This is a genomic window from Streptococcus australis ATCC 700641 (genome assembly GCF_000186465.1).
Lineage (GTDB): Bacteria > Bacillota > Bacilli > Lactobacillales > Streptococcaceae > Streptococcus > Streptococcus australis.
Window position 1 is genome coordinate 1,746,175 of the sequence record NZ_GL636091.1, and the last position, 22,375, is coordinate 1,768,549.

Annotated in this window: 22 protein-coding genes; 5 read left to right on the forward strand and 17 right to left on the reverse strand. The window is 43.4% G+C overall.

Annotated features, from left to right (window positions below; translation table 11 throughout):
• Positions 1 to 7 precede the first annotated feature (7 nt).
• Positions 8 to 1,174, reverse strand: a complete 1,167-nt coding sequence (locus HMPREF9421_RS08200) for a galactokinase (RefSeq protein ID WP_006597142.1) — start codon at positions 1,172 to 1,174, stop codon at positions 8 to 10.
• Positions 1,175 to 1,315: 141 nt separating this feature from the next.
• Between HMPREF9421_RS08200 and HMPREF9421_RS08205 the strand changes: the two genes are divergently transcribed.
• Entirely contained in the window at positions 1,316 to 2,317 is a 1,002-nt protein-coding gene (locus HMPREF9421_RS08205; protein ID WP_006596550.1) for a LacI family DNA-binding transcriptional regulator, read from the forward strand.
• A gap of 29 nt (positions 2,318 to 2,346) precedes the next feature.
• Positions 2,347 to 3,288, forward strand: a complete 942-nt coding sequence (birA, locus tag HMPREF9421_RS08210; RefSeq protein WP_006596551.1) for a bifunctional biotin--[acetyl-CoA-carboxylase] ligase/biotin operon repressor BirA — start codon at positions 2,347 to 2,349, stop codon at positions 3,286 to 3,288.
• A gap of 42 nt (positions 3,289 to 3,330) precedes the next feature.
• Here birA and HMPREF9421_RS08215 read toward each other — a convergent pair whose 3' ends face one another.
• The 5 genes from HMPREF9421_RS08215 to udk form a co-directional block, all read right to left on the reverse strand.
• Positions 3,331 to 3,543, reverse strand: coding sequence for a DUF3272 family protein (locus tag HMPREF9421_RS08215; protein ID WP_006596552.1), 213 nt, complete (start codon positions 3,541 to 3,543; stop codon positions 3,331 to 3,333).
• Between the two features lie 38 nt (positions 3,544 to 3,581).
• Positions 3,582 to 5,258: a DNA polymerase III subunit gamma/tau gene (gene dnaX / locus HMPREF9421_RS08220; RefSeq protein ID WP_006596553.1), complete on the reverse strand. Its 1,677-nt coding sequence runs from the start codon at positions 5,256 to 5,258 to the stop codon at positions 3,582 to 3,584.
• Positions 5,258 to 5,755: a GAF domain-containing protein gene (locus tag HMPREF9421_RS08225; protein WP_006596554.1), complete on the reverse strand. Its 498-nt coding sequence runs from the start codon at positions 5,753 to 5,755 to the stop codon at positions 5,258 to 5,260. The genes dnaX and HMPREF9421_RS08225 overlap by 1 nt, the downstream gene beginning before the upstream one ends.
• A 150-nt stretch (positions 5,756 to 5,905) precedes the next feature.
• Positions 5,906 to 6,577 carry a YoaK family protein gene (locus HMPREF9421_RS08230; protein WP_006596555.1) on the reverse strand — a complete coding sequence of 224 codons (672 nt, stop codon included), beginning with the start codon at positions 6,575 to 6,577 and terminating at the stop codon, positions 5,906 to 5,908.
• A gap of 66 nt (positions 6,578 to 6,643) precedes the next feature.
• Positions 6,644 to 7,279, reverse strand: coding sequence for a uridine kinase (gene udk, locus HMPREF9421_RS08235; RefSeq protein WP_006597323.1), 636 nt, complete (start codon positions 7,277 to 7,279; stop codon positions 6,644 to 6,646).
• A gap of 209 nt (positions 7,280 to 7,488) precedes the next feature.
• Here udk and HMPREF9421_RS08240 point away from each other — a divergent pair, with 209 nt between their 5' ends.
• Entirely contained in the window at positions 7,489 to 8,466 is a 978-nt protein-coding gene (locus HMPREF9421_RS08240; RefSeq protein WP_006596558.1) for a Gfo/Idh/MocA family protein, read from the forward strand.
• 1 nt (position 8,467) lies between these two features.
• Entirely contained in the window at positions 8,468 to 9,556 is a 1,089-nt protein-coding gene (locus HMPREF9421_RS08245) for a DEAD/DEAH box helicase (RefSeq protein ID WP_006596559.1), read from the forward strand.
• A gap of 308 nt (positions 9,557 to 9,864) precedes the next feature.
• On the opposite strand, the gene HMPREF9421_RS08250 is transcribed toward HMPREF9421_RS08245, so the two are convergent.
• The 5 genes from HMPREF9421_RS08250 to HMPREF9421_RS08270 all read right to left on the reverse strand — a co-directional run bounded on the left by HMPREF9421_RS08250 (position 9,865) and on the right by HMPREF9421_RS08270 (position 14,830).
• Entirely contained in the window at positions 9,865 to 11,250 is a 1,386-nt protein-coding gene (locus tag HMPREF9421_RS08250) for a polysaccharide deacetylase family protein (protein WP_006596560.1), read from the reverse strand.
• A 195-nt stretch (positions 11,251 to 11,445) separates the two neighbouring features.
• A complete protein-coding gene (gene gloA, locus HMPREF9421_RS08255; RefSeq protein WP_006596561.1) occupies positions 11,446 to 11,832 on the reverse strand; it encodes a lactoylglutathione lyase in 387 nt (128 codons plus the stop codon).
• A 250-nt stretch (positions 11,833 to 12,082) separates the two neighbouring features.
• Entirely contained in the window at positions 12,083 to 13,456 is a 1,374-nt protein-coding gene (locus HMPREF9421_RS08260; protein ID WP_006596562.1) for a sensor histidine kinase, read from the reverse strand.
• The gene (locus HMPREF9421_RS08265) at positions 13,446 to 14,120 is read right to left on the reverse strand and encodes a response regulator transcription factor (RefSeq protein WP_006596563.1); all 675 of its coding nucleotides are present in this window, start codon (positions 14,118 to 14,120) and stop codon (positions 13,446 to 13,448) included. Before HMPREF9421_RS08265 ends, HMPREF9421_RS08260 begins: the two co-directional genes overlap by 11 nt.
• A 113-nt stretch (positions 14,121 to 14,233) precedes the next feature.
• Positions 14,234 to 14,830, reverse strand: coding sequence for a hypothetical protein (locus tag HMPREF9421_RS08270; protein WP_006596564.1), 597 nt, complete (start codon positions 14,828 to 14,830; stop codon positions 14,234 to 14,236).
• Positions 14,831 to 15,038: 208 nt separating this feature from the next.
• Here HMPREF9421_RS08270 and HMPREF9421_RS08275 point away from each other — a divergent pair, with 208 nt between their 5' ends.
• On the forward strand, positions 15,039 to 15,581 hold the full coding sequence (locus HMPREF9421_RS08275) for a biotin transporter BioY (RefSeq protein WP_006597327.1): 543 nt from the start codon (positions 15,039 to 15,041) through the stop codon (positions 15,579 to 15,581).
• A 54-nt stretch (positions 15,582 to 15,635) separates the two neighbouring features.
• Here the strand turns inward: HMPREF9421_RS08275 and HMPREF9421_RS08280 are convergent, their stop codons facing one another.
• The 6 genes from HMPREF9421_RS08280 to pstC all read right to left on the reverse strand — a co-directional run bounded on the left by HMPREF9421_RS08280 (position 15,636) and on the right by pstC (position 22,373).
• Positions 15,636 to 18,179, reverse strand: coding sequence for a M1 family metallopeptidase (locus HMPREF9421_RS08280; RefSeq protein WP_006597322.1), 2,544 nt, complete (start codon positions 18,177 to 18,179; stop codon positions 15,636 to 15,638).
• Positions 18,180 to 18,309: 130 nt separating this feature from the next.
• Positions 18,310 to 18,963, reverse strand: coding sequence for a phosphate signaling complex protein PhoU (gene phoU, locus HMPREF9421_RS08285; protein WP_006596567.1), 654 nt, complete (start codon positions 18,961 to 18,963; stop codon positions 18,310 to 18,312).
• A gap of 14 nt (positions 18,964 to 18,977) precedes the next feature.
• Positions 18,978 to 19,736 (reverse strand): phosphate ABC transporter ATP-binding protein PstB, encoded by a 759-nt coding sequence (gene pstB, locus HMPREF9421_RS08290; protein WP_006597331.1) that lies wholly within the window; start codon positions 19,734 to 19,736, stop codon positions 18,978 to 18,980.
• Positions 19,737 to 19,772: 36 nt separating this feature from the next.
• Positions 19,773 to 20,576, reverse strand: coding sequence for a phosphate ABC transporter ATP-binding protein PstB (gene pstB, locus HMPREF9421_RS08295; protein ID WP_006596569.1), 804 nt, complete (start codon positions 20,574 to 20,576; stop codon positions 19,773 to 19,775).
• An 11-nt stretch (positions 20,577 to 20,587) separates the two neighbouring features.
• Entirely contained in the window at positions 20,588 to 21,472 is an 885-nt protein-coding gene (gene pstA / locus HMPREF9421_RS08300) for a phosphate ABC transporter permease PstA (RefSeq protein WP_006596570.1), read from the reverse strand.
• Positions 21,462 to 22,373 (reverse strand): phosphate ABC transporter permease subunit PstC, encoded by a 912-nt coding sequence (gene pstC / locus HMPREF9421_RS08305; RefSeq protein WP_006596571.1) that lies wholly within the window; start codon positions 22,371 to 22,373, stop codon positions 21,462 to 21,464. Before pstC ends, pstA begins: the two co-directional genes overlap by 11 nt.
• Positions 22,374 to 22,375: the final 2 nt, after the last annotated feature.

Here is a 22,375-nt window from a genome sequence, read left to right on the forward strand (position 1 = left end):
CTCTCTCCTAATCTAAGACGCGACTGCCCCCTGCTACTTCAGCAATGTAGAAGCTTGGAGCATAGCCGACAACTTCCTCATAACGTTTGCCGACAGCTTCTTCAAAGTCTTGGACCTTATCCTTGTTGACAAGGGCGATGGCACACCCACCAAAGCCGGCTCCTGTCATGCGGGCACCAAGCACACCTTCTTGTTCCCAAGCCGTATGCACCAAGGTGTCCAATTCAAGTCCAGTTACCTCATAATCGTGTTCTAATGATACGTGGGAAGCATTCATGAAACGGCCAAAAGCTTCTAAATTTCCTTCCTCCAGAGCCTTACGAGCTTGGAGAGTCCGTTGGTTTTCGAGTACAGCATGGCGAGCTCGTTTGATGCGATTTTCATCCTTGATCAAGTAGCTATAGGTATCAAAATCCCAGACATCCAATTCACCCAAGGTTTGGATGTCTAGTTTGGCTTGCAATTCTGAGACAGCTGTTTCACATTCCGCACGGCGTTCATTGTATTTTGAATCAATCAATTCCCGACGTTTGTTGGTATTCATAATCACGACGACATTGTCTTTCAAATCAAGGGGCACCAAGTCATATTCCAAGGTGTTGGTATCCAGATAAATGGCCCGTTGGTCAGCTCCCATGCCGATCGCGAACTGGTCCATGATGCCAGAGTTGACCCCGATAAAGTGGTTTTCTGTTTGTTTTCCAATTTTAACCAAGTCCACCCGATCCACTGTCAAACCGTAGATCCTTTCTGCAATGACGCCCGTCAGCATCTCTAGTGAGGCTGAAGAAGAGAGACCAGATCCATTTGGAATATTCCCGTAGACATAGACATCCATCCCCACATCAATGGTGTGACCAGCTTCTTGCAAGAAATGAAGAACACCTTTTGGATAGTTGGTCCAGTTGTGCTCCTCTTCAAACTGAAGGTTTTCAAGTGGGACTTCAATGATCCCCTTGTCTTCAAAGTTTCCTGAGAAGAAACGCAAGACCTTATCCTCACGCTTTCTGGCCGCTCCGTAGGTACCAAGTGTGATAGCTGCTGGGAAGACATGGCCTCCATTATAGTCAGTATGTTCACCGATCAGATTAATCCGCCCTGGTGAGAAAAAAGTATGATCCGCTTCTGCTCCAAAGACTGTTTGAAAAGCGTTCCGAAGTTCTAGAGTATTCATTGAGATTACCTCACTTATATAGTTATTTATTTTTAGTGTAACCCTTTTCATCAAGCAAATCAATTAATTTACTAAAATTTTAGTAAAATACACTAACCAGGCCAAAGCTATGATATACTAGAAGACAGAAGGAGAAAACTTATGGCTACATTAAAGGATATTGCCAGTCTCGCTAACGTATCCATCGCCACTGTTTCACGTGTGCTGAATCAAGATACTAGTCTTTCTGTAACGGAGGAAACCCGCCACAGAATTTTGACCGTTGCTGACGAACTAGGCTACACCAGACATCAGAAAAGTGGGAACTTTAAGAAAGAAAAACAACAAATTGTCATCATCCAATGGAAAAGTGAAGAAGGAGAGCTGGACGACCTTTACTACTACAACATCCGTTTAGGCATTGAAAAAAGAGCACAGGATCTCGATTATGGCATCCTACGCTATTTCAATGATATTCCCTTTCGATTAGGGGAGGAAGTTGTTGGGGTCATTTGTATTGGAAAGTTTAGTAGAATTCAGATTGTCGAGCTAGAAAAGCTAGCCAAGCCTCTGGTTTTTGTTGATAGTAACACTCTCAACCAAGGGCATCCTTGTGTCACGACTGAATTTGAAAATGCTGTTCAGACTGCTCTTCACTATTTACGAAAACAAGGGTGTACAACGATCGGTCTCCTAACCGGTGAGGAAAAAACGACTGACCTATTGGAAAGTATTCCCGATCCTCGGCGAAGAGCCTATCGAAACTATTGTATTGAAAGAAACATTTACCACCCTGAACTCATCCTCACAGGTAGTTTTACAGCTCAATCAGGCTATGACCTCATTTCCTCTCAACTTCAGTCTGGCTCACCCTTACCAGATGCCTATTTTGCTGCCAGTGATAGTTTGGCAATTGGGGCTCTTCGCGCCTTTCAAGAAGCCGGCATCAAGGTCCCTGATAACATCCAACTCATCTCCTTTAATGATACCAGTTTAGCCAAACAAGTCTTTCCTCCCCTCTCGACCATCACTGTTTTTACAGAAGAAATGGGACGAACCGCTATGGACGTCCTCAATAAACAAGTCCTAGCTCCGAGAGAAATACCGACCCTTACCATGCTAGGAACCAAACTCACCTTAAGAGAAAGTACCAAGAATGGATGATCTTCCATCCTTTTCGAAAATAAGAAACTATGAAAACACACGAAATTTTATACCAAACTTTGGCCCAAGCCCAGGATTATGTCAACGGCGAGCAACTAGCCCAGGAAATGGGCCTGTCTCGCACCTCTATCTGGAAGGCCATCCAGCGTCTAGAAAAAGAAGGCATCGAGATTGAGTCTGTTAAAAATCGAGGCTACAAGATCCTTTCTGGAGACCTCTTAATCCCCCAAGTCATCGAAGACCTTTGTCCATTGACAGTCTCCTATAATCCCCAGTGCCAATCCACCCAGTTAGACGCTAAGAATGCCATGGAAGCGGGTGGCCAATCTGCTACTCTGTATCTAGCTCCTTTCCAAACAGCTGGTAAGGGGCGTTTTGGGCGCGACTACTTCTGTCCTTCTCAAGGGGGAATCTACATGTCTCTCCACCTCAAGCCCAACCTCCCTTTCGATCAAGCACCTGCCTATACCCTCATGGTCGCAGCTGCTATCTATAAGGCTCTGAAAAATCTAGCCTTACTGGATGTCGATATCAAGTGGGTCAATGACATCTACTACAAGGGGAAAAAAGTTGGAGGCATTCTGACTGAAGCCATCAGTTCTATCGAAACAGGCCTCATCACAGATGTCATTATTGGTGTGGGGCTCAATTTTTCCATCACTGATTTTCCAAAGGAACTGAAAGACAAGGCAGGGTCCCTCTTTGGTGCCCAGCCTCCCATTTCCCGCAATGAACTGATTGCTGAGATTTGGAAGGAATTTTTCACCACTCCAGAAGAGGAGCTGATCTACCTCTACAAGCAACGTTCACTGGTCCTAGGTAAGGAAGTCCGCTTCGAACAAAATCAGACTAGCTACCAAGGCCTAGCCAAGGATATTTCGGACAGTGGACAACTACTAGTCCAACTGACGGACGGCAAAGAACGCTGGCTCAACAGTGGCGAAATCTCTATCAAGCAGTGGGATCTATAAAACAGAGCTAACAGCTCATAAAAAATAAGCACCTCTTGGTGCTTATTTTTTATACTTATCTCGTTTTTTCTGATTGAGCTGTTGATCGATACTTTCGACCAACTTCCCTAAGATATAGCTGACTTGTAAATTTCTCAATATCAAGAGAGCCCAAAAGATAGCTGCTAGGTAGCTTTCCCTCATCACAGCATCATTAAAAAAATAGGTTTCCAAGGCTGTAAAGATAGCCATAGTCCAAAATTGACGTTTATTCATATTGTTATTCTACCATGATTTTCTGTAAAAAGCACATCCTAGTCTTCCTGAACTATAATTTTATCAGAGAGGAAATCGAAGCCCTCCGGAATGACTGACTCTTCTGTCACTTCTGCCTCTTCCTTGTGACCACGAGCTTTCTTAGAGAATTCCGCCCGAACCTGGGTCCATTCCTCCATTGAAATAGCCAGAATCTCCGGAGAGAAACCTGCCGCATTGCTTAAAATATTGCCAAACATGGTATTGAGGTTATCTCGCTTCATGGTCTGTTCGGCATTAAAGGCAGACTCAAAAGCTAAAATCGCATGGCGTTCATTGGCCGCAACCGGCTGTGAACCAACCAGTAAAGCCCTATCTGCCCCTGCTAGGCTTTCAATAATTTCCCCCCAAGCATTCTGTAGGCGAATGAGATTGTTACGGGCTAAATCTGGATTTTCAACTGCTTCTTGTAAGATAGCTTGAAGCTTATTACGGTCCACTCGATAGCCCTTGCTAGACTTCTGAGGACGAGCAGGTGCGGGCTTGGCTACAGGAGCCCCACTTGCTACTTGAGCTAATTGACTTTTCAGTAACTCCACTTCTCTTTTGAGTTGGTCCATTTGTGCTGAAAAATCTGCTGGAAGAGCCACTTGGCTAGCCGAAGGGCCCTCACCCTTGTATTCTGCCAAACGAATGGTCATCATCTCCGTATAGATTTTCGGCTGCAGGCTGTTTTTGATATCCGCTAAACTCCTTGTCGCAAGATCAATCCAAGCAAAGAGGGTGGCTTGTGGTATGGCTAGATTCTGATTAAATCGCTCACTGACATGGAGATTTTCCCCACCTGTCTGAACGATCAAGAGATCCCGTAAATACTGTAAGAGGTCCGTCACAAAGCGGGCCATGTTTTTCCCATTATCAAAGATCAGGTTCAACTGGTCCAAGGCAGCTGTTGCATCTTGTGCTGACAAGGCTGCAACATAAAGATCTAAGGCTTCTTGACTGATGGAACCTGTGATTTCTTCAGCCGTCGCAGTGGTCAATTGGGCACCAGCTGTCAGGCTGAGGGCCTGGTCCAAAATGGACAAGGCATCCCGCATCCCACCTTCTGCCCGACGGGCAATTATGGCTACAGCTTCTTCTTCGTAATCAATCCCTTCTTTATCCAAAACAGCTTTTAGGTGGTCTTGAATGGCTGGCGTCTTGATGGATTTAAACTCAAAGCGTTGAACCCGTGAAAGGATGGTTGCTGGAATCTTGTGCAATTCCGTTGTTGCTAGGATAAAGACTACATTTTCTGTTGGTTCTTCCAAGGTCTTGAGAAGAGCATTAAAGGCTCCCGTCGAAAGCATGTGCACCTCGTCGATAATATAGACCTTATGAGGAGCCAAACTAGGCGCATAGGTAGATTTATCGCGGATATCTCGGATCTCATCTACCCCATTATTTGAGGCTGCGTCAATCTCGATAACATCCTCTAAACTGCCATTGGTAATGGCTTCACAGATATAGCAATCATTACAAGGCTCTCCCCCTTTTTGGTTGGGGCAGTTCATGGCCTTGGCAAAGATTTTTGCCACACTGGTCTTCCCCGTCCCACGAGGTCCAGAAAAGAGATAGGCATGGCTAATTTTCCCCTGTTCGACAGCTTGTCGAAGGGTCGTCGCAATAACCTCCTGCCCTACAAGTTGGCCAAAGGTCTGGCTACGGTATTTACGATAGAGGGCTTGATACATTAGTCTACTACTCCAAACATCCTAAAATTCCAATTTGTTTTTTCAAGCAAGATAGCTACAAAACGTTCCAAATAAAGGCGATCTAGATCATCATAATCTCCCACTCGGTCCGAATCTAGATCCAACACTCCCAGCAACTGGTCTTTCAAGACCATGGGAACCACAATCTCACTCATGGCGCGACTGTCACAAGAGATATAATTGGCATGCTGGGTCACATCCTCAATTACCAGCGTCTCTCTTTTCTCTGCTGCTTCTCCACAGACGCCTTTTCCTAAGGCAATGTGGACACAGGAAACCTGACCTTGAAAGGGGCCTAAAATCAGCTCTTTTTGATCATAAAGATAAAAACCTGCAAAGACCGAATGTGGTAGGGCTTGATTGAGCAAAGCACTGGCATTGGATAAATTGGCCAAGGCATTGCTTTCACCCTCTAAAAGAGCTTCTAACTGGGCTAGTAAGAGTTGGTAACGTGATTCTTTTTCCTGTATATTCATAACCTTTATTATACCAAACTTTAGTTAGAAAATTAAGTATTTACAACGGAGCAACCTTTGATAACAACCCAGCTTGCCATCAGAAGTATCAAGCAAATGTTCTCAATAAAAAAGCCAGGGAGCAAGGTCCCTGACTTTGTAAAAATTCATCTAAGCGTCTCTCCGAACATATTGAATCGCCCGATAAGAGAGAAAAAGGGTCAGAACAAGGGAGACAAACCAGATGGTCCGAAGGCCATAATATTGGATGAGGAAGGTGGAAAGAATAGCTCCTCCCACAAAGCTCCCAATCAAAGAAGTCATAAAGAGAGACTCCCAAAAAAACTCCATCTTCCGCTCCCGTACAAAATTCCCGTAAGCGACCATGGTCTTCTTGAGATTCCCTGTCATAAAGGAATGGTTATAAGCATAGCTATCGACTTCTCCAAAGGAAATGGCTACAATCCCCAAGCTTAGCCCAAAGAAAGGTACAATTAGAACATTGGGCACTTCTTTGGGAAGAGATCCTGCCACCAAGGTCGTCAGAACCAAGGGAACCAAGGTACTGAGTCGCCAAACGGAATGGCTAAAGAAGCGTTGAAAGACGGTCATCAAGAAAATCCCGATCATAAAGGCCAACATGGTGGCTAGTTTGACCTCCACATCCGCGATTTCATGGCCAATTAAACCAACAGATAGAAAGACCACGTTTCCCGTTTGGCCCGCGGCCAAGGTCCCTCCTCTTTCGATAAAGGTGTAGGCATCTGAAAAACCTGCACACATGGTCAGTAGGCAGGCAAAGGCCTTACTTCTGGAGTGAAACTCCCTTCTTAACTTTTTCATATTTCTCCCTATTTGTCATGGAAAAGAGGCTGGGACACTACTTCCTAACCTCTCTCACTTGTTATCTTATCCTTCACGTGATTCGCTCAAAATCTTCTCAATCTTGGTCGTAATCAAATCAATGGCTACAGTATTGGTCACGCCTTCTGGAATGATAACATCCGCATAACGCTTGGTTGGCTCGATAAACTGATGGTACATCGGCTTCACCACTCCCAAGTACTGCTCGATGACGCTGTCCAAACTCCGACCGCGCTCTTCCATATCTCGCTTGATCCGGCGAATGATCCGCACATCATCGTCGGTATCAACGAAAATCTTGATATCCATCAAGTCACGAAGACGCTTGTCCTCCAAGACCAAAATCCCCTCAACGATAAAGACATCCTGAGGCTCTTGACGATAGGTCTTAGAACTACGCGTGTGCTCTGCGTAGTCATAAGTAGGAATATCAACTGGACGGCCAGCCAACAACTCATTGATTTGCTCAATCATGAGGTCTGTATCAAAGGCAAAAGGATGGTCATAGTTGGTCTGAATCCGCTCTTCAAAGGTTAGATGACTTTGATCCTTGTAATAAGAATCGTGCTCAATCATAGCAATTTTTTCATCTGGGAAGTGGGACAAAATTGCACGAGAAACACTGGTTTTCCCCCCACCAGAACCACCTGTTACACCGATAATAATTGGTCTGTTTCGCATCTTCTTCTCCATTTTCTATAATCTTATTTATTCTATCACAAAAGCGGTCTCTTGACCACGACTTAAACCTTTTTTCTAAGGATTTTCATCAACCTTCCAAGAAGACCTTCCCTCCTATCCTCCATCCCAATTAGAAAGGCCCATTCCATCTTTTTAGGATGAAACATGATATAATGAAACCAGTAAATACCTGATTGAAAGGAGCTGCCATGCTGAAACTTGGTATCATCGGCACCAGTGCCATCTCCCATTCCTTCCTTGCTGCAGCTAAAGAAACAGGCCAGTATGAGTTAAGAGCGGTCTATTCACGGACCTTGGAGAAAGCTCGTAGTTTCACCCAACCTTATGGACAAGTGGCCCTCTATGATGACCTGATTGCCTTTTTAGATAGTGATCTGGATGTCATCTACATTGCTAGTCCTAATTCACTCCACTATCCCCAGGCAAAATTAGCCCTCTTGGCTAAGAAACATGTCATCCTTGAAAAACCAGCTGTCACCACTCCCAAGGAATGGAAAGAGTTGGTTAAATTAGCCCAGGAGCACCAGGTCTATCTCTTTGAAGCCGCTCGCAACTATCATGAAAAAGCCTTTGCAACCATCCAAGACTTTTTCAAAGACAAGACCATCTTGGGTGGCCACATGACTTATGCCAAATACTCTTCTAAAATGCCTGAGCTCTTGAAAGGAAATACTCCCAATATTTTCTCCGACCAATTTGCGGGTGGAGCCCTCATGGATTTGGGAGTCTATCCTCTCTACTTTGCAATCGGCCTCTTTGGTCAACCTGAATCAGTAACTTATCAAGCGCGGCAATTGCCTAATTCAATCGATTTGAACGGACATGGTAGCTTGGTTTATTCTGACTTTATCATTGGCATTCAAGCCGGCAAAGATGTGACCAGCAATCTTCCTGCTGAAATTTACACGACAGACGGCACCCTTTTCTTAAGTGGAATCGAAGCCGTTAACGAGGCTGTTTTTCAAGATCATTCTGGAACTAGTTACCAACTTCCGATTACTCCTGCTTCTCATAACATGCTCGAAGAAGCTCAGGCCTTTGCAAGTATAATGACAGAAGGCAACCAGACACTTTACCAGACTTGGCTTCAAACAGGACAGATGGTTCACCAAACCCTCTACGCTATGCGCCAAGATGCTGGAATACACTTTAAGGACGAACATTAATATGACACTAGCATTTCCACCGCTCTGGCAAGAGCAACTCAAAACCCTCGGCTTTGAGCAACTGACTGAAATCCAAGAACGCCTCTTCGAGCCGATCACCCAAGGGGAGAACGTGCTTGGAGTCAGCCCGACAGGAACCGGAAAGACCCTGGCCTATCTCTTCCCTAGTCTTCTCAAGCTAAAACCTAAAAAAGCACAACAATTGTTGATCCTATCACCCAATACAGAATTGGCCGGACAAATCTTTGATGTTGCCAAACAATGGGCGGAACCTCTTGGACTCAGTGCCCAACTCTTCCTTTCAGGCTCTAGTCAAAAACGGCAAATCGAACGCCTCAAAAAGGGACCCGAAATTCTCATTGGAACTCCAGGACGTATTTTTGAATTGATCAAGTTAAAGAAAATCAAGATGATGAATGTTGATACCATCATCCTGGATGAATTTGATCAACTGTTTAGCGACTCTCAGTATCACTTTGTCGATAAGATTTGCCACTACGCGCCCCGAGATCATCAATTTATCTATATGAGTGCAACGACCAAGTTTGATCCAGAACAAATCGAACCTAATACTCTAACCATTCAAGTGGAAGGACAAAACTTGGACAATATCCAGCACTTCTATATGGAAGTGGACAAGCGAGAAAAGGTTGAACTCCTCAGAAAACTCTCCAATGTCGAAGACTTTCGTGGCCTCGTTTTCTTCAACAGCTTGTCAGACCTAGGAAGCGCCGAAGAAAAACTCCAATACCGGGAAGTTAGCGCCGTCTCACTTGCTAGTGACGTTAATGTCAAGTTCCGAAAAGTCATTCTGGAACGCTTTAAGGACCACCAGCTGACACTCCTTCTTGCAACAGATTTGGTGGCACGAGGAATTGATATTGACTCTCTAGAATGTGTCGTCAACTATGAAGTTCCTCGAGATACCGAAACCTACATCCACCGATCTGGACGTACCGGACGTATGGGTAAAGAGGGCTATGTCATCACCTTGGTCAGCCATCCAGAAGAATTGAAAAGTTTGAAAAAATTAACCCCCGTTCGTCCCTTGATTCTCAAAGGAGCTCAACTTTATATAGGGGAAGAATAAGAAAATCGTTCGTAGCATTACGAACGATTCAGATTGAAGATAAAGTCATTTTTAAAACTTTCCTTAGGTGAGTACGGACGTCAGCGAACTTCGTAGAAGTTCCATGACTTAGTTTTGAACCTAAAGTTTCAAAACTCCCGAGTGCCTGAAACAATTGTGTTTCAGGCATTTTTCTCACAGCGGAAAGTTTTTCATATTCTTAAATGATTAAAAAATAAAAGTCAATTTTTGAAAATCATCCCGCTGTTTTATGTAAAACAATAGTTTGTCTACATTCAAAATCGTTCGTAATAATACGAACGATTTTTTTAATTGCGATTGTAATAGAGGCGATGACTTTCCACTTGGTGGTTTAAGAGTTCATCAACCGTCACGATGGTGTAGCCTTGCGATTGAAGGTATTCAATCACGGCTGGAAGGGCATTAATAGATGTTTGGTGAATATCGTGCATCAGGATGATCGATCCTGGTTTGACTTGTTTTTTCACTTCTGCCAAGATGGCTTGTGTATTGTGGGTCTTCCAATCCAGAGTATCCACATCCCACATGATAAAGGCCTGATCAACGGCATATTGAATGGCACTATTAATCGAACCATAAGGAGGACGAGTAATCTTCGTTTGCACTCCTGTGACCTTTTGAATCACTTCCTTCGTATCCATGATTTCTTTTTGGGCAGCCTCCAAAGGCAACTTGGTTAAGACAGGATGATTCCAGGTATGGATTCCGATTTCATGTCCTTCCTGACGTACCCGTTTAGCCACTTCAGGATAGGCCGAGACATTCTTCCCAAGCATAAAGAAAGTCGCCTTAACATGGTACTTGTTGAGGATATCCAGGGCTTGAGGGGTCGTCGTTGGATCTGGACCATCATCAAATGTTAAGGCAACCATCTTAGCATGACGTTGAGTTTGGTAGGCCTCATAAGCTTGAAGATCTCCAGGATTCAGACGAGCAGAATCAATCACATCATAGAGCTTCGAAAGGGGTACATCGAAGGTTTCCATGCCCTCAATAGTAACTGGAAGGGTAATAGAAAGAACCCCTTGATTGTAGGTGAACTGCCAGCCTGCCATATCACTTGCTGAGACAGCTTGCATTATCTCCTCAATTCTTTCTTCCCCTAACTGTAGAAAGACCAGCTGGGAACGCAATTCTGTTAGGAGAATTTCTTTGGATAGATCTGCATCCGTAAACAATTGTGAAAAATGGAAGACAGCTCCTTCATCCGTTAGATAAAGGAGAGGAAGTTTGTCGATCCCATCTTTGATAAACTTGCCATTTTTCCACTTGTACTGGGTCTTCTTCACCTGATAAGGATGAACCCCTACAAATGGGTCTTCTGAACGTTCGGTATGGTAGAACAAAAGCTCTTTTGCTTGCTGGTTCTTTTTCTCTTCTTGGGGAAGAGAGCCAACGTCAGCCAAAATTCTCTCTTTAACCACTGCGATGGGTTCTTCATTATTTTTCGGGTAGTAAGCCGCGACATATGTTTGACCAACCATTCCTTTTTGAAGGCTGGTATCCTTGTCTTTTTCAATTGCTTCTTCTTCCCGAATTGCTTTGGAAAACTGTTGATTATAATTTTTGATGGCGCGTGCTTCCTCAATCTTCTGATAAGCTAGGTAAATTCCTCCGATAAAAAGGAGGTTTAGAATAATGAGGATAAACATTTTCAAGTAGGAATTCTTCATACTCTTATTATAGCAATTTTATCACTAAAAAAACAGGAGAAAACTCTAGAATCTAGAAAATAAAACCTAAAAAATAGTAGGAAAATAGAATCAATCCTGTCCTATCTCCTGTCACTCCCTAGAGGCCATCTTCATGCACAAAAAAAGAACAGGTCAATTCTCGCCTGCTCTTTATCACATGTTATATGATGCTGATTATAAGGAGTTTTCACGAATCACTTCTACTTTGTAGCCATCTGGGTCCACAATAAAGTAATAGTTTGGAAGCGTTCCTGGCAATCCTTTTGGATCAGTTACTTGGTAACCTTTTTCCTTATGCTCTGCATGAAGGGCTTCAAGGTCTGGGGTACTTAAGGCAACATGGGCAAAACCATCTCCAATGACATAAGGACCATGATCATAGTTGTAAGTTAATTCTAACTCATAGTCATCTCCTTCTAAGCCAAGATAGACGATCGTAAATTTGTATTCAGGAAAATCCTTGCGACGCAATTCCTTAAATCCAAACGCATCTGCATAAAAAGCAATTGATTTTTCTAAATTCTCCACTCGTAAACAAGTGTGTAACATTTTTGAAGCCATAAGACACCTCTTTCTTTTTTTACTATTATACACTAGTCAGATAAAAATAGCGATTATTTGAAATGGATGAAAAAAGAGAGTGGGACAGAAATCGGTAATTCGTTAGAATTCGATTTTGTCGTCCCACCTCCGCACAGTTGAGTAGGGCTGTAAAAACTGATGTAATCAGCGTAGTAGAGCCCACTCAACCACTGCATCTTGCTCGACAATCCAAAGACAATTGAGAGGCTAGGATTTCTGTCCCACTCTCTTACTTGTTCTTCGTTGATTTAGAACTGGATTTCTTTTTACTATCTGATTTAGTTGCTAGCTTTACCTCAAAAATAGCACCTTTAGGCTTGTTATCTCGAACAGTAATGGTACCATTAAAAGCTTCTACGATTTGCTTGGCTAAAGAAAGACCTAACCCAAAACCACCCTTTTGACGGGTCCGCGCCTTATCCACTCGGTAGAATCGATCAAAAATCCGTTTTTTATCTTCGTCTGCAATCCCTGGTCCATTATCCTCTACCCTAAGATAGAGATAACGATCCTTGAATTGGGCGACAAATCGTATCTTTCCTTCTTCCTCTGTGTATTTGAGGGCATTGTCATACAAAATGGTCATCAGCTGTTTCAGTAGGACCTTGTCAGACACCAGACTCCTTTCGACATGATTCTCATACTCGAAGATTTTATCATTTTCCTCGGCAATGATTTCATAATTGGCAAAGGTTTGATCGAAAAAAGAGGGAGGGATTTCACAAAACTCAGGTTTAATCCCATCATCTCGGCGGGCTAAGTTTAAGAGATTGGTCGTCAGTAAGCGCATATTGCGAACCTCATCCAAAGAGGAGGCGATGTTCTCACTGGATTCCATGATCGTTGCCTCTGGTTTTCGGAACAGGGTTTCCAAACGATTTTGCAAAACGGCTAAAGGTGTCCGCAATTCATGAGAAGCATTTTCAACAAAAGCCTTCTGCCGATTCATGCTCTCTAAGAGAGGTTTCACACTCATCTTAGCCAGAAAGATACTTGCAAAGAGAGAAATGCCCCAGAAGCAAATCATGACCAAGGCGATTTGGCTCTCATGTTTTTCACTAGTCTGCTCCAACTGGCTGATGTTGGTCATGATCACGGCATATTTCACCCCGTCGATATAATCATCGGGATCAATATCTACCAAATAAGCTCGGTAACTTTCCTTCTGCTTATAATGGTTGGTGATTTGAATCTGCTTGATCTTATTTAAATAACCGCGACTAAAGGTCACTGTTTTTAGATCCAGGAAACCATTATCCGTCGTTATATTTTCAAAATTATCATTTAAGAGGATGGCTGTACTATTAGAAGTGACCGATGGTCTAGGGCCATTCTCGGGACCAAGTTCATCATCTTCTGGTCGGTCATCATCTGGTTCGTCTCTTCCCATCCCATTTCCTGTACGATTGGCCAAGCTAATAATAGAATAACGATCTTTACTCAGCATCTTTAAATTTTCATCAACCGTTGTATAAAGACTTGACCGCATCACTTGAATAATAATCAAGGTCATGGTTGAGAAAATTAAGGTAAAGAGTCCGAAATAGCGGATGAAATAAGAAAAGTCATCCGCATTAACAGTTTTTTTAATTTTATTGAGCATCTTTCAGAATGTACCCCACGCTACGCAATGTTTGGAGATTTTTTGCAAAGTCTGTTCCTTTTAACTTCTTACGAATCTTAGAAACATACACTTCGACAACCGAGATAGTCGTATCACTATCAAATCCCCAAAGTCGATCAAAGATTTGTGTTTTTGGCAGGATAACATTTTGATTTTGAAGGAAATAGACCAAGAGATCAAATTCTTTTCCTAATAGTTCTACTTCTTTTCCTTCAACAAGCGTAGAGTTAGTCGAGAGATTAACGGTCACATTCCCATACGAAAGGGTATTTTCATTGACCTTACCAGAGCGCTTCAACAATGCTTGGATCCGCATCTTGAGTTCTTCTAGGTAGAATGGCTTGGTCAGATAGTCATCTGCCCCTAGCTCAAACCCATGGCCCTTATCGTCCAAACTCTCTTTGGCTGTCATAATCAATACTGGAGTGGAGACACCCTTATCTCTCAATTCTTTCAGAACTTGGAAACCATCTTTTTCAGGAAGCATGAGATCTAGCAAAATGAGGTCATAGATGCCACTTTCAGCCTCATACAGACCTTCATCCCCATCAAAGACTTGCATGACATCCGCAAAATCATCTAAAAAATCAAATACTGAATTAGACAAACCGAGGTCGTCTTCGACTAATAAAATCTTAATCATGTTTACTTTCTCCTTCTCATTCTTCCATACAGGGATGATGAGTATTTTCTACTCTATTATAACATGACCGGGCTTCATTCAGTAGCATCCAGATAACGATTTCAACTTTTTTCTTAGCCCGCTGTCCCTGTCTCATCCTTTGATGAATTGTTTGTATTGCTAGACGATTTTTTAGAAGAGGACTTCTTGGAGGATTTCTTATTGGATTTTCCATTTTGTTGGTTATCTTGTTGACCTTGAGGTCCTCCATCTTGTGGTGGTTGTCCATTCCTATTCCCCTGGTCTGGCCCACCATTTTGACCATCTTGAGGAGGCATACCGCCTGGTCCTCCACCAAAGCCATCTTGTCCTTGACCACCTTGTGAGCCCCCTCCTTGAGGTGGTTGACCGTTCATTTGTCCTTTCCCTGGACCACCATTTTGGCCATCAAAACCTTGTGAGTTAGAAGGTCCATTTTGTTCTTGATGATTCCCATGGCCATTTTGTCCTTGAGAATTTTGGGCAGGATGGTTACTATTTTGTGTAGCTATCGCTGCTTGTTGGCGTTGGGAAGTTGTATTGGCTGTCGCCAACATTCCCAATCCAAATCCACCTGTCATTCCTACGACGAGTCCTCCTGTTGCTGCGGCAGTTGCCCACCATTTAGGACTTTTCTTAACGACAATCATTTTTTCAGTTCTTTCTTGCTTTTGTTCATTCGAAGCGTGCATTCTTTTATTTCCTTATATTTTTATTTAAACAAGGCCTTTGTTTAGATAGGGATAGTTTACCGACTCTTCCTTAACCGTGACTAAATTTTTTCTTAAACTTTCCTAAAATGATTAAGGAGACATTTGTCACAGCTGAAAAGAGGACTTGACAGGTTTGCCTTCATTTTTGTAGAATAGTTACCATAAAAACAAAGCGAGGTTTACTGTTTTGAAAAAAATAGAATCAATGACATTAATTGCTCTTGGAGCAGCTTTGATTGCTGCCCTATCCCCTTTTACAATCCCACTTGGACCCATTCCTATCACGCTTCAGACTTTAGCCATTGGATTAATTGCCAGCATCTATCGTCCAAAAGAAGCTACCCTTTCCGTTCTCATTTACCTCCTCTTAGGTGCCATTGGACTTCCCGTCTTTGCAGGTGGTCACGGAGGCATCAGCTCCTTTTACGGTCCCACTGCCGGATTCCTTTTCTTCTTTCCCCTTCGTGCTTTGGTTACTTCTATCTTTGCTGGTCAAAAGGGACAGCCCATTCGTATTTTTCTTGCTAACGCTTTAGGAGAAGTCGTTCTCTTTATTGGGGGTGCCTTAGGGTTTATGCTCATTGCCCATAAATCTTTAGATTTTGCAGTAAAATTTGTCGTCCTACCTTTTGTATTACCAGATTTGATTAAAATGACTTTGACAACTGTTTTCGCAGTTATTCTCTATCGCAATCTCAAACATCTCCCATATTTCAAAAAAGCAAAATAAAAACTCTTAGAGAGGCTTGCAGATCTGCAGAGCACTCTCTAGGAGCTTTTTTCATTATTTAGTTGCTAGAAGGGCTGCTTCGACAGCTGCTTTCTCCCGCTCAATAAGATCGATACGAGCCGCGATTTCTTTGATTCCCATCTTGATATTGCGGCTGATCGCCATATCATCCAATTGAGGCTCAAAGAAGGCCTTGTATTCATTCAACCGTTCACGAGTCTTGAAACAGTTAGCTGGGTAGATGACAAACTTATCAAAGCTCATATCACCACCGAGTGCCTTCTTGATCCAGTCCCAGTTCTCACGTGCCCAAGTCCAGGTTCTTCCTTGGGTAAAGTCATGGTGCAAGAAATTGAAGTACCAGCTCATAGCCAAGTCCTGAGGTTTCACCACATCCTTGTTCTTCCACTCCTTCAATAGAGCTTCCAAGGTTTCCGCATCCTTGGTATAAGAAAGTGCAGCCGCCAACTGGCGTTTAAAGTTTCCATCAACTGTCTTCACATAGGTATCCAGATATTGTTGGCTAAGCGCCTTGGTTTCCTGGTGCTTGATTTGGTTGACCAAGATTTGCAAGCGAATAGCAGCTGGAAGGTTTTCTAGATCAGATGCATGCGCTTCAAAGATGGCACTCGCTTGTGCTTGTGCAGCTTCGTCATTGGCCTTGATCATATTAGCAATCATTAGTTGACGAACTTTTTCGTCCTCTTCTGCTTCACCTGGCTTAGCTTCTAGTCCCAAGCGTTCAAAGTTGTAACGGTTCATCCGTTTCAACAGCTCATGGAAGGCAGCTTCTGTTTCAGTTCCTTCATCCACAAAGAGACTGATTCCACTTAAGACGCTCGAAACAGCAGAAACAACCAAGAAGGAACTTTCTTCTGTCAAATGTTCAATCACTGGCAAGAGGCTTGCATAAGAAATTTGACCGCTTTCCGCTAAGAGACGGCGTTCTTGAACCACTTGCAATTTCGAAGTGCTATCTAAGCTAGCAAGGTCAGCAAGGATGTCTTCTAACAATTCCCCACGGTAATCACTGATATAGTGAGCCGTATTTTCTGTATTGAAGCGAAGAGCTCCGCTGTTAGCTGCTTTCAAGGCACTATAGTTTGGAATTTCTAAGACTTCTGTTTCCAAGGTATCTGGAATACCTGTCCAGTTGCTGTTCAAAGGAACAACCCACTTGCGACCTTTTTCTTCTTTTTCTCCGATAAAGAACTGCTCTTGACGGATGATCAAGGTGTCGTTCTCTACAGAAGCTGAGACAACAGGGTATCCAGGTTGCTCCAACCAAGAATCCATAAAGGCTGCGACATCACGACCTGAAGCTTGACCAAGAGCATCCCAAAGGTCACGACCGATGGTATTGCCGTATTGGTGTTTTTCAAAGTAGATCTTCAAACCTTTACGGAAGGCATCATCGCCTAACCAACGGCGAAGCATGTGCATGAGCCGGCTACCCTTGGCGTAAACGATCGCTGGGTCAAAGAGGGTGTTGATCTCGTCTGGGTGTTTCACTTCTACATGGACGGATTGAACGCCATCTGTAGCATCGCGTTTCAAGGCAGCAGGTACACCGGTTGTTTGGAAGTCTTCAAAGATATTCCAGCTTGGTTCGATGGCATCCAAGCAGACATATTCCATCATATTGGCGAAGCTTTCATTCAACCAGAGGTCATCCCACCACTTCATGGTCACGAGGTTTCCGAACCATTGGTGAGCCAATTCATGAGCCACCACCAAGGCTACTGTTTGACGGCTTTGGGCCGTCGAGTTTTCATCTACAAGGAGATAAACTTCACGGTAGGTTACCAAGCCCCAGTTTTCCATAGCTCCTGAAGAGAAGTCTGGAAGCGCAATATGAAGGGATTGAGGGATTGGATAAGCCACTCCATAATAGTCCTCGTAGAATTCGATGGCACGAACGGCAATATCTAATGAGAAGTCTAAGTTTTCTAATGGGTGAGCTTTGGTAGAGTAGACACCGACTAGGGTTCCATTCTTGGTCTTAGCTGTCACACCCTGCAAATCTCCAGCCGCAAAGGCCAAGAGATAAGAAGACATACGAGGAGTCGTATCAAACTTCCAAATACCTGTTTCTTTCCGACTTTCGACATCGATTTCAGGCATATTAGAAAGAACGATTTCTCCTTCTTCTTGGTCAAATTTCACAGCCAAATCAAAGGTCGCTTTGGCTTCTGGTTCATCTACACTTGGGAAGGCTTCACGAGCAAAGTGACTTTCAAATTGAGTAGAGATCACTTCTTTTTTAAGGCCATCTACTGTGTAGTAAGACGGATAAATCCCTGTCATATTATCGGTAATTTTCCCTGTATAAGTGAGGGTAAGGTTTACTTTACCTGTAGCAGGAACTTCGACAAAGACAGCTTCTTCCTCATCATTGACTGTAAAGGCACAATCTTGCCCACCTACTTGAGCCGATTCGATTGTCAAATCCTTTTGGTGAAGAGAGATGCGAGTCTCCTTTGCCTCTCCAGTTATGGTCACTTTCCCCGAGAAAGTTTTGTCTGAGCGGTTTAAATCTAAGAATAGATCATAGTGCTCAGGTACAAATGTATCAATAAAATGTGCAACTGCTTGCATGAGTAACTCCTTCTTCATTTTTTATCATCTTCTATTCTAACATAAATCCTACTAACTGTAAGGTAAGAGGGGGCAAAACCAGATCTATAAAAAAATAAAGTCTGAGATGATGACCTCAGACTTTCTTTTCTTATAATTCCACAATTTTTCCTGTTTCGAAGTAGACAACCCACTCACAGATATTTTTAGCATAATCCCCAATACGTTCCAAGTAGTTGATCACTTGGAAGTAATCCCGACCAGTGATAATCAAATCAGGATTATGTTTGATTTCTTCCGTTGCCAACTCTTGAATACGATCATAGTACTCATTAATTTTTTCATCGCGAGTTGCAACTTCATAGGCCGTTTCTACATCCCCTTTTAAGTATAGTTCCAAGGTTGCTTCAACAAAGTCTTTGACTTCTCGACCCATTTTGCTGATTTCTTCTTCTACAACCTTACTACGAAGTTCTCCCTTCATACGGATGGTTGCTCGAGCGATAGATACCGCATGGTCTCCCATCCGCTCAACGTCAGATACAGCTTTTAAGACTGTCATCACCATCCGAAGGTCCTGAGAAACCGGTTGTTGAAGGGCAATCATCTCAAAGGATTTGCGCTCCAACTTCACTTCATACTCATTAATCTCTGCATCATCTTCAATCACCTGGCGTGCCAGATCACGGTCATGAGTGACAAAAGCTCGAACCGTGCGGTTGATCTGGGTCAAGACTTCATTTCCCATGGCATAAAACTGATTATGAAGCTTTTCTAAATCTTCTTCAAATTGTACACGTAACATTTACTTTCCCTTTCTTATCCAAACTTCCCTGATACATAATCTTCTGTTTCCTTCCGAGCAGGGTTCAAGAAGATTTTTGAGGTGTCATCATACTCGATGAGGTCCCCATCCAAGAAAAAGGCCGTCCTATCCGAAATCCGACTGGCTTGTTGCATAGACCGCGTCACCAAAAGCATGGTGTAACGATCCTTCAAGCCATAAAGTGTTTCTTCAATCTTTCCAGCAGAAATCGGGTCCAAGGCTGAGGTCGGCTCATCCAAGAGGATAATCTTAGGGCTGGTTGCCAATACACGCGCCACACAAACCCGTTGTTGTTGCCCCCCTGATAACCCAATCGCTGAATCATGGAGACGATCCTTGACCTCATCCCAAATAGAAGCATTTTTCAAAGAGGTTTCGACTGCTTCATCCAAGACTTGCTTGTCCTTGACCCCATTGATCATGAGTCCGTATGTGACATTGTCATAGATAGACATAGGGAAGGGGTTGGGCTGTTGGAAGACCATCCCGATTTCCTTACGAAGTTCTACTGTATCTGTCCGAGGACTATAGATATTGTGACCATTATAGAGGACGGTTCCTGTCGTCGTTACCTCATGGTTCAAATCGCCCATTCGGTTGATAGCTTTGAGCAGGGTAGACTTCCCAGATCCAGAAGGACCGATTAAAGCCGTGATTTCTTTAGGGGTGAAATCCAGTGACACACTATTCAGTGCCTTTTTCTTATTGTAATAAACCGACAAGTCCTTGACTTGCAAAATTGGTTCTGTCATGTTTTCATCCTTATGTTGTTTCAATGTTGCCAAATCCTATCCAAAGTGACCAGACACATAATCGTTAGTCGATTGCAGTTTTGCATTTTGGAAGATATTGGCTGTTTTATCATACTCGATCAAATCGCCTAGATAGAAGAATCCTGTATAATCGCTGGCCCGAGCTGCCTGTTGCATGCTGTGGGTCACGATGATAATAGTATAGTCCTTCTTCAACTCCAACATGGTTTCTTCCAACTGAGCAGTCGCGATAGGATCCAAGGCTGAAGCTGGCTCGTCCATGAGCAAAATCTCTGGTTTAACGGAGATGGCACGGGCAATACAAAGGCGTTGCTGTTGACCACCAGAGAGGGTCAATGCGGACTTGTGCAAGTCATCCTTGACCTGATCCCAGAGGGCTGCTTGCTTCAAAGATTTTTCAACGATTTCGTCCAAAATCTTCTTGTCTTTGACACCTGCCCGCTCGTGGGGGAAGGTGATATTGCGGTAGATAGACTTGGCAAAGGGATTTGGTCGTTGAAAGACCATTCCGATATGCTTTCTCATTTCATAGACATTGATATCTGGACGGTTAACGTCAATCCCTTCGTACCAGATCTCCCCAGTCACACGCGCAATATCAATGGTATCGTTCATCCGGTTCAAACTTCTAAGATAGGTAGATTTCCCAGATCCAGAAGGACCGATCAAAGCTGTGATTTTATTCTTCTCAAATTGCATATCCACGCCTTTGATGGATTCATTTGAACCATAGTAGACATGCAGATCTTTGGTCGAAAGGACCACTTTTTCTTCAGGAAAAGTAATGATATGTTTCTCATCCCAATTGTACTTTGACATTTCTTCTCCTTTTATGCTGAGGTTAATTTCTTATGGAGGTAAGTACCGAGCTTACGCGCTCCAAAGTTGAAAATCAAAATGAAGATCAACAAGACTGCAGCCGATCCAGCGGATACTTCAATCGCATCTGGAATGGTTCCTTCACTATTGACCTTCCAAATGTGCACCGCTAGAGTTTCTGCTTGACGGAAAATGGAGATTGGACTGGTGACACTAAAGAGGTTCCAGTTACTCCAATCCAAGGCTGGGGCAGACTGACCAGCAGTATAAATCAAGGCCGCTGCTTCCCCAAAAATCCGCCCAGAAGCTAGTACGACACCCGTAATAATACTTGGTAAGGCTTCAGGTACCACCACGTGAATCACGGTTTCCCAACGAGATATTCCAAGCGCAAGCCCAGCTTCTCTCTGTGTATGGTGGACATTCTGCAAACTATCTTCAATGTTTCGTGTCATCTGTGGCAGGTTAAAGACCGTCAAGGCCAAGGCTCCAGAAATAATCGAGAAGCCATATTGGAACTGCACTACAAAGACCAAGTAACCAAATAGACCGACTACAACCGATGGTAGAGAAGACAAGATCTCAATACAGGTCCGAACCAAATTGGTCAATGGGCCCTTCTTGGCATACTCTGACAAGTAGATCCCTGCCCCTAATGAAAGAGGGAAGGAAATAATCAAGGTAATGACTAAGAGGAAGAAGGAATTATAGAGCTGAATCCCAATCCCTCCCCCTGCTTGGTAAGAAGAGGATTTGCTGGTCAAGAAGGTCCAAGACACATGCGGCAACCCTCTAACCAGGATATAGAGAATCAAAGAAGCAAGAATAGTGACAATAATTCCAGCAATTGCATAGAGAACCCCTGTCGCTATCTTATCTATTTTTTTAGCGTGCATAGTTCTTCTTACCTCTTTCTTTCGTGATCAATTTGATAACGCTGTTGAATGCCAAACTCATCAGCAAGAGCACCAAGGCAAGTGACCAGAGAACGTTGTTGTTAACAGTTCCCATAACCGTATTTCCGATACCCATAGTCAAGATAGAGGTCAAGGTGGAAGCTGGAGTCGTTAAAGATGTTGGAACAACCGCTGAGTTTCCGACCACCATCTGAATCGCCAAGGCTTCACCGAAGGCACGGGCCATTCCAAAGACAACTGCCGTAAAAATACCTGAGCGAGCGGCCTTTAAGGTGACATGCCAAATCGTTTGCCAGCGAGTCGCTCCCATAGCCATACTCGCTTCCCGATAGTGACGAGGTACTGCCCGTAAGCTGTCTGTTGTCATAAAGGTCACAGTTGGAAGGATCATGACAAAGAGGACAAAGACCCCTGACAAGATCCCAAATCCTGTCCCACCAAAGATGGAACGAACAAATGGAACCACCACTTGCAAACCAATAAATCCGTAAACAACAGAAGGGATCCCTACCAACAACTCAATGGCTGGTTGTAAGAGACGAGCTCCCTTTGGAGAAACCTCTGTCATAAAGACTGCCGCACCGATGGCAAAAGGCGTCGCCACCAAGGCAGACAAAAGGGTTACAATGAAGGAACCCAAGATCATTGGCAAAGCCCCAAATTCTTTCCCTGACGGATTCCAAGTGGATCCAAAAAGGAAACTAAAGACATTAACCTTGTTGACAAAGAAGGTCGATAATCCCTTTTGGGCTACAAAAATCAAAATCAAAGCTACAACAAAGACAATCAAACTCATACAGCAGAAAGTAATGGTTTTACCAAATTTTTCCAAACGAGAATTATTGGACTTTGCGAGCATTTTTTTTGCTACTTCGTTCATGT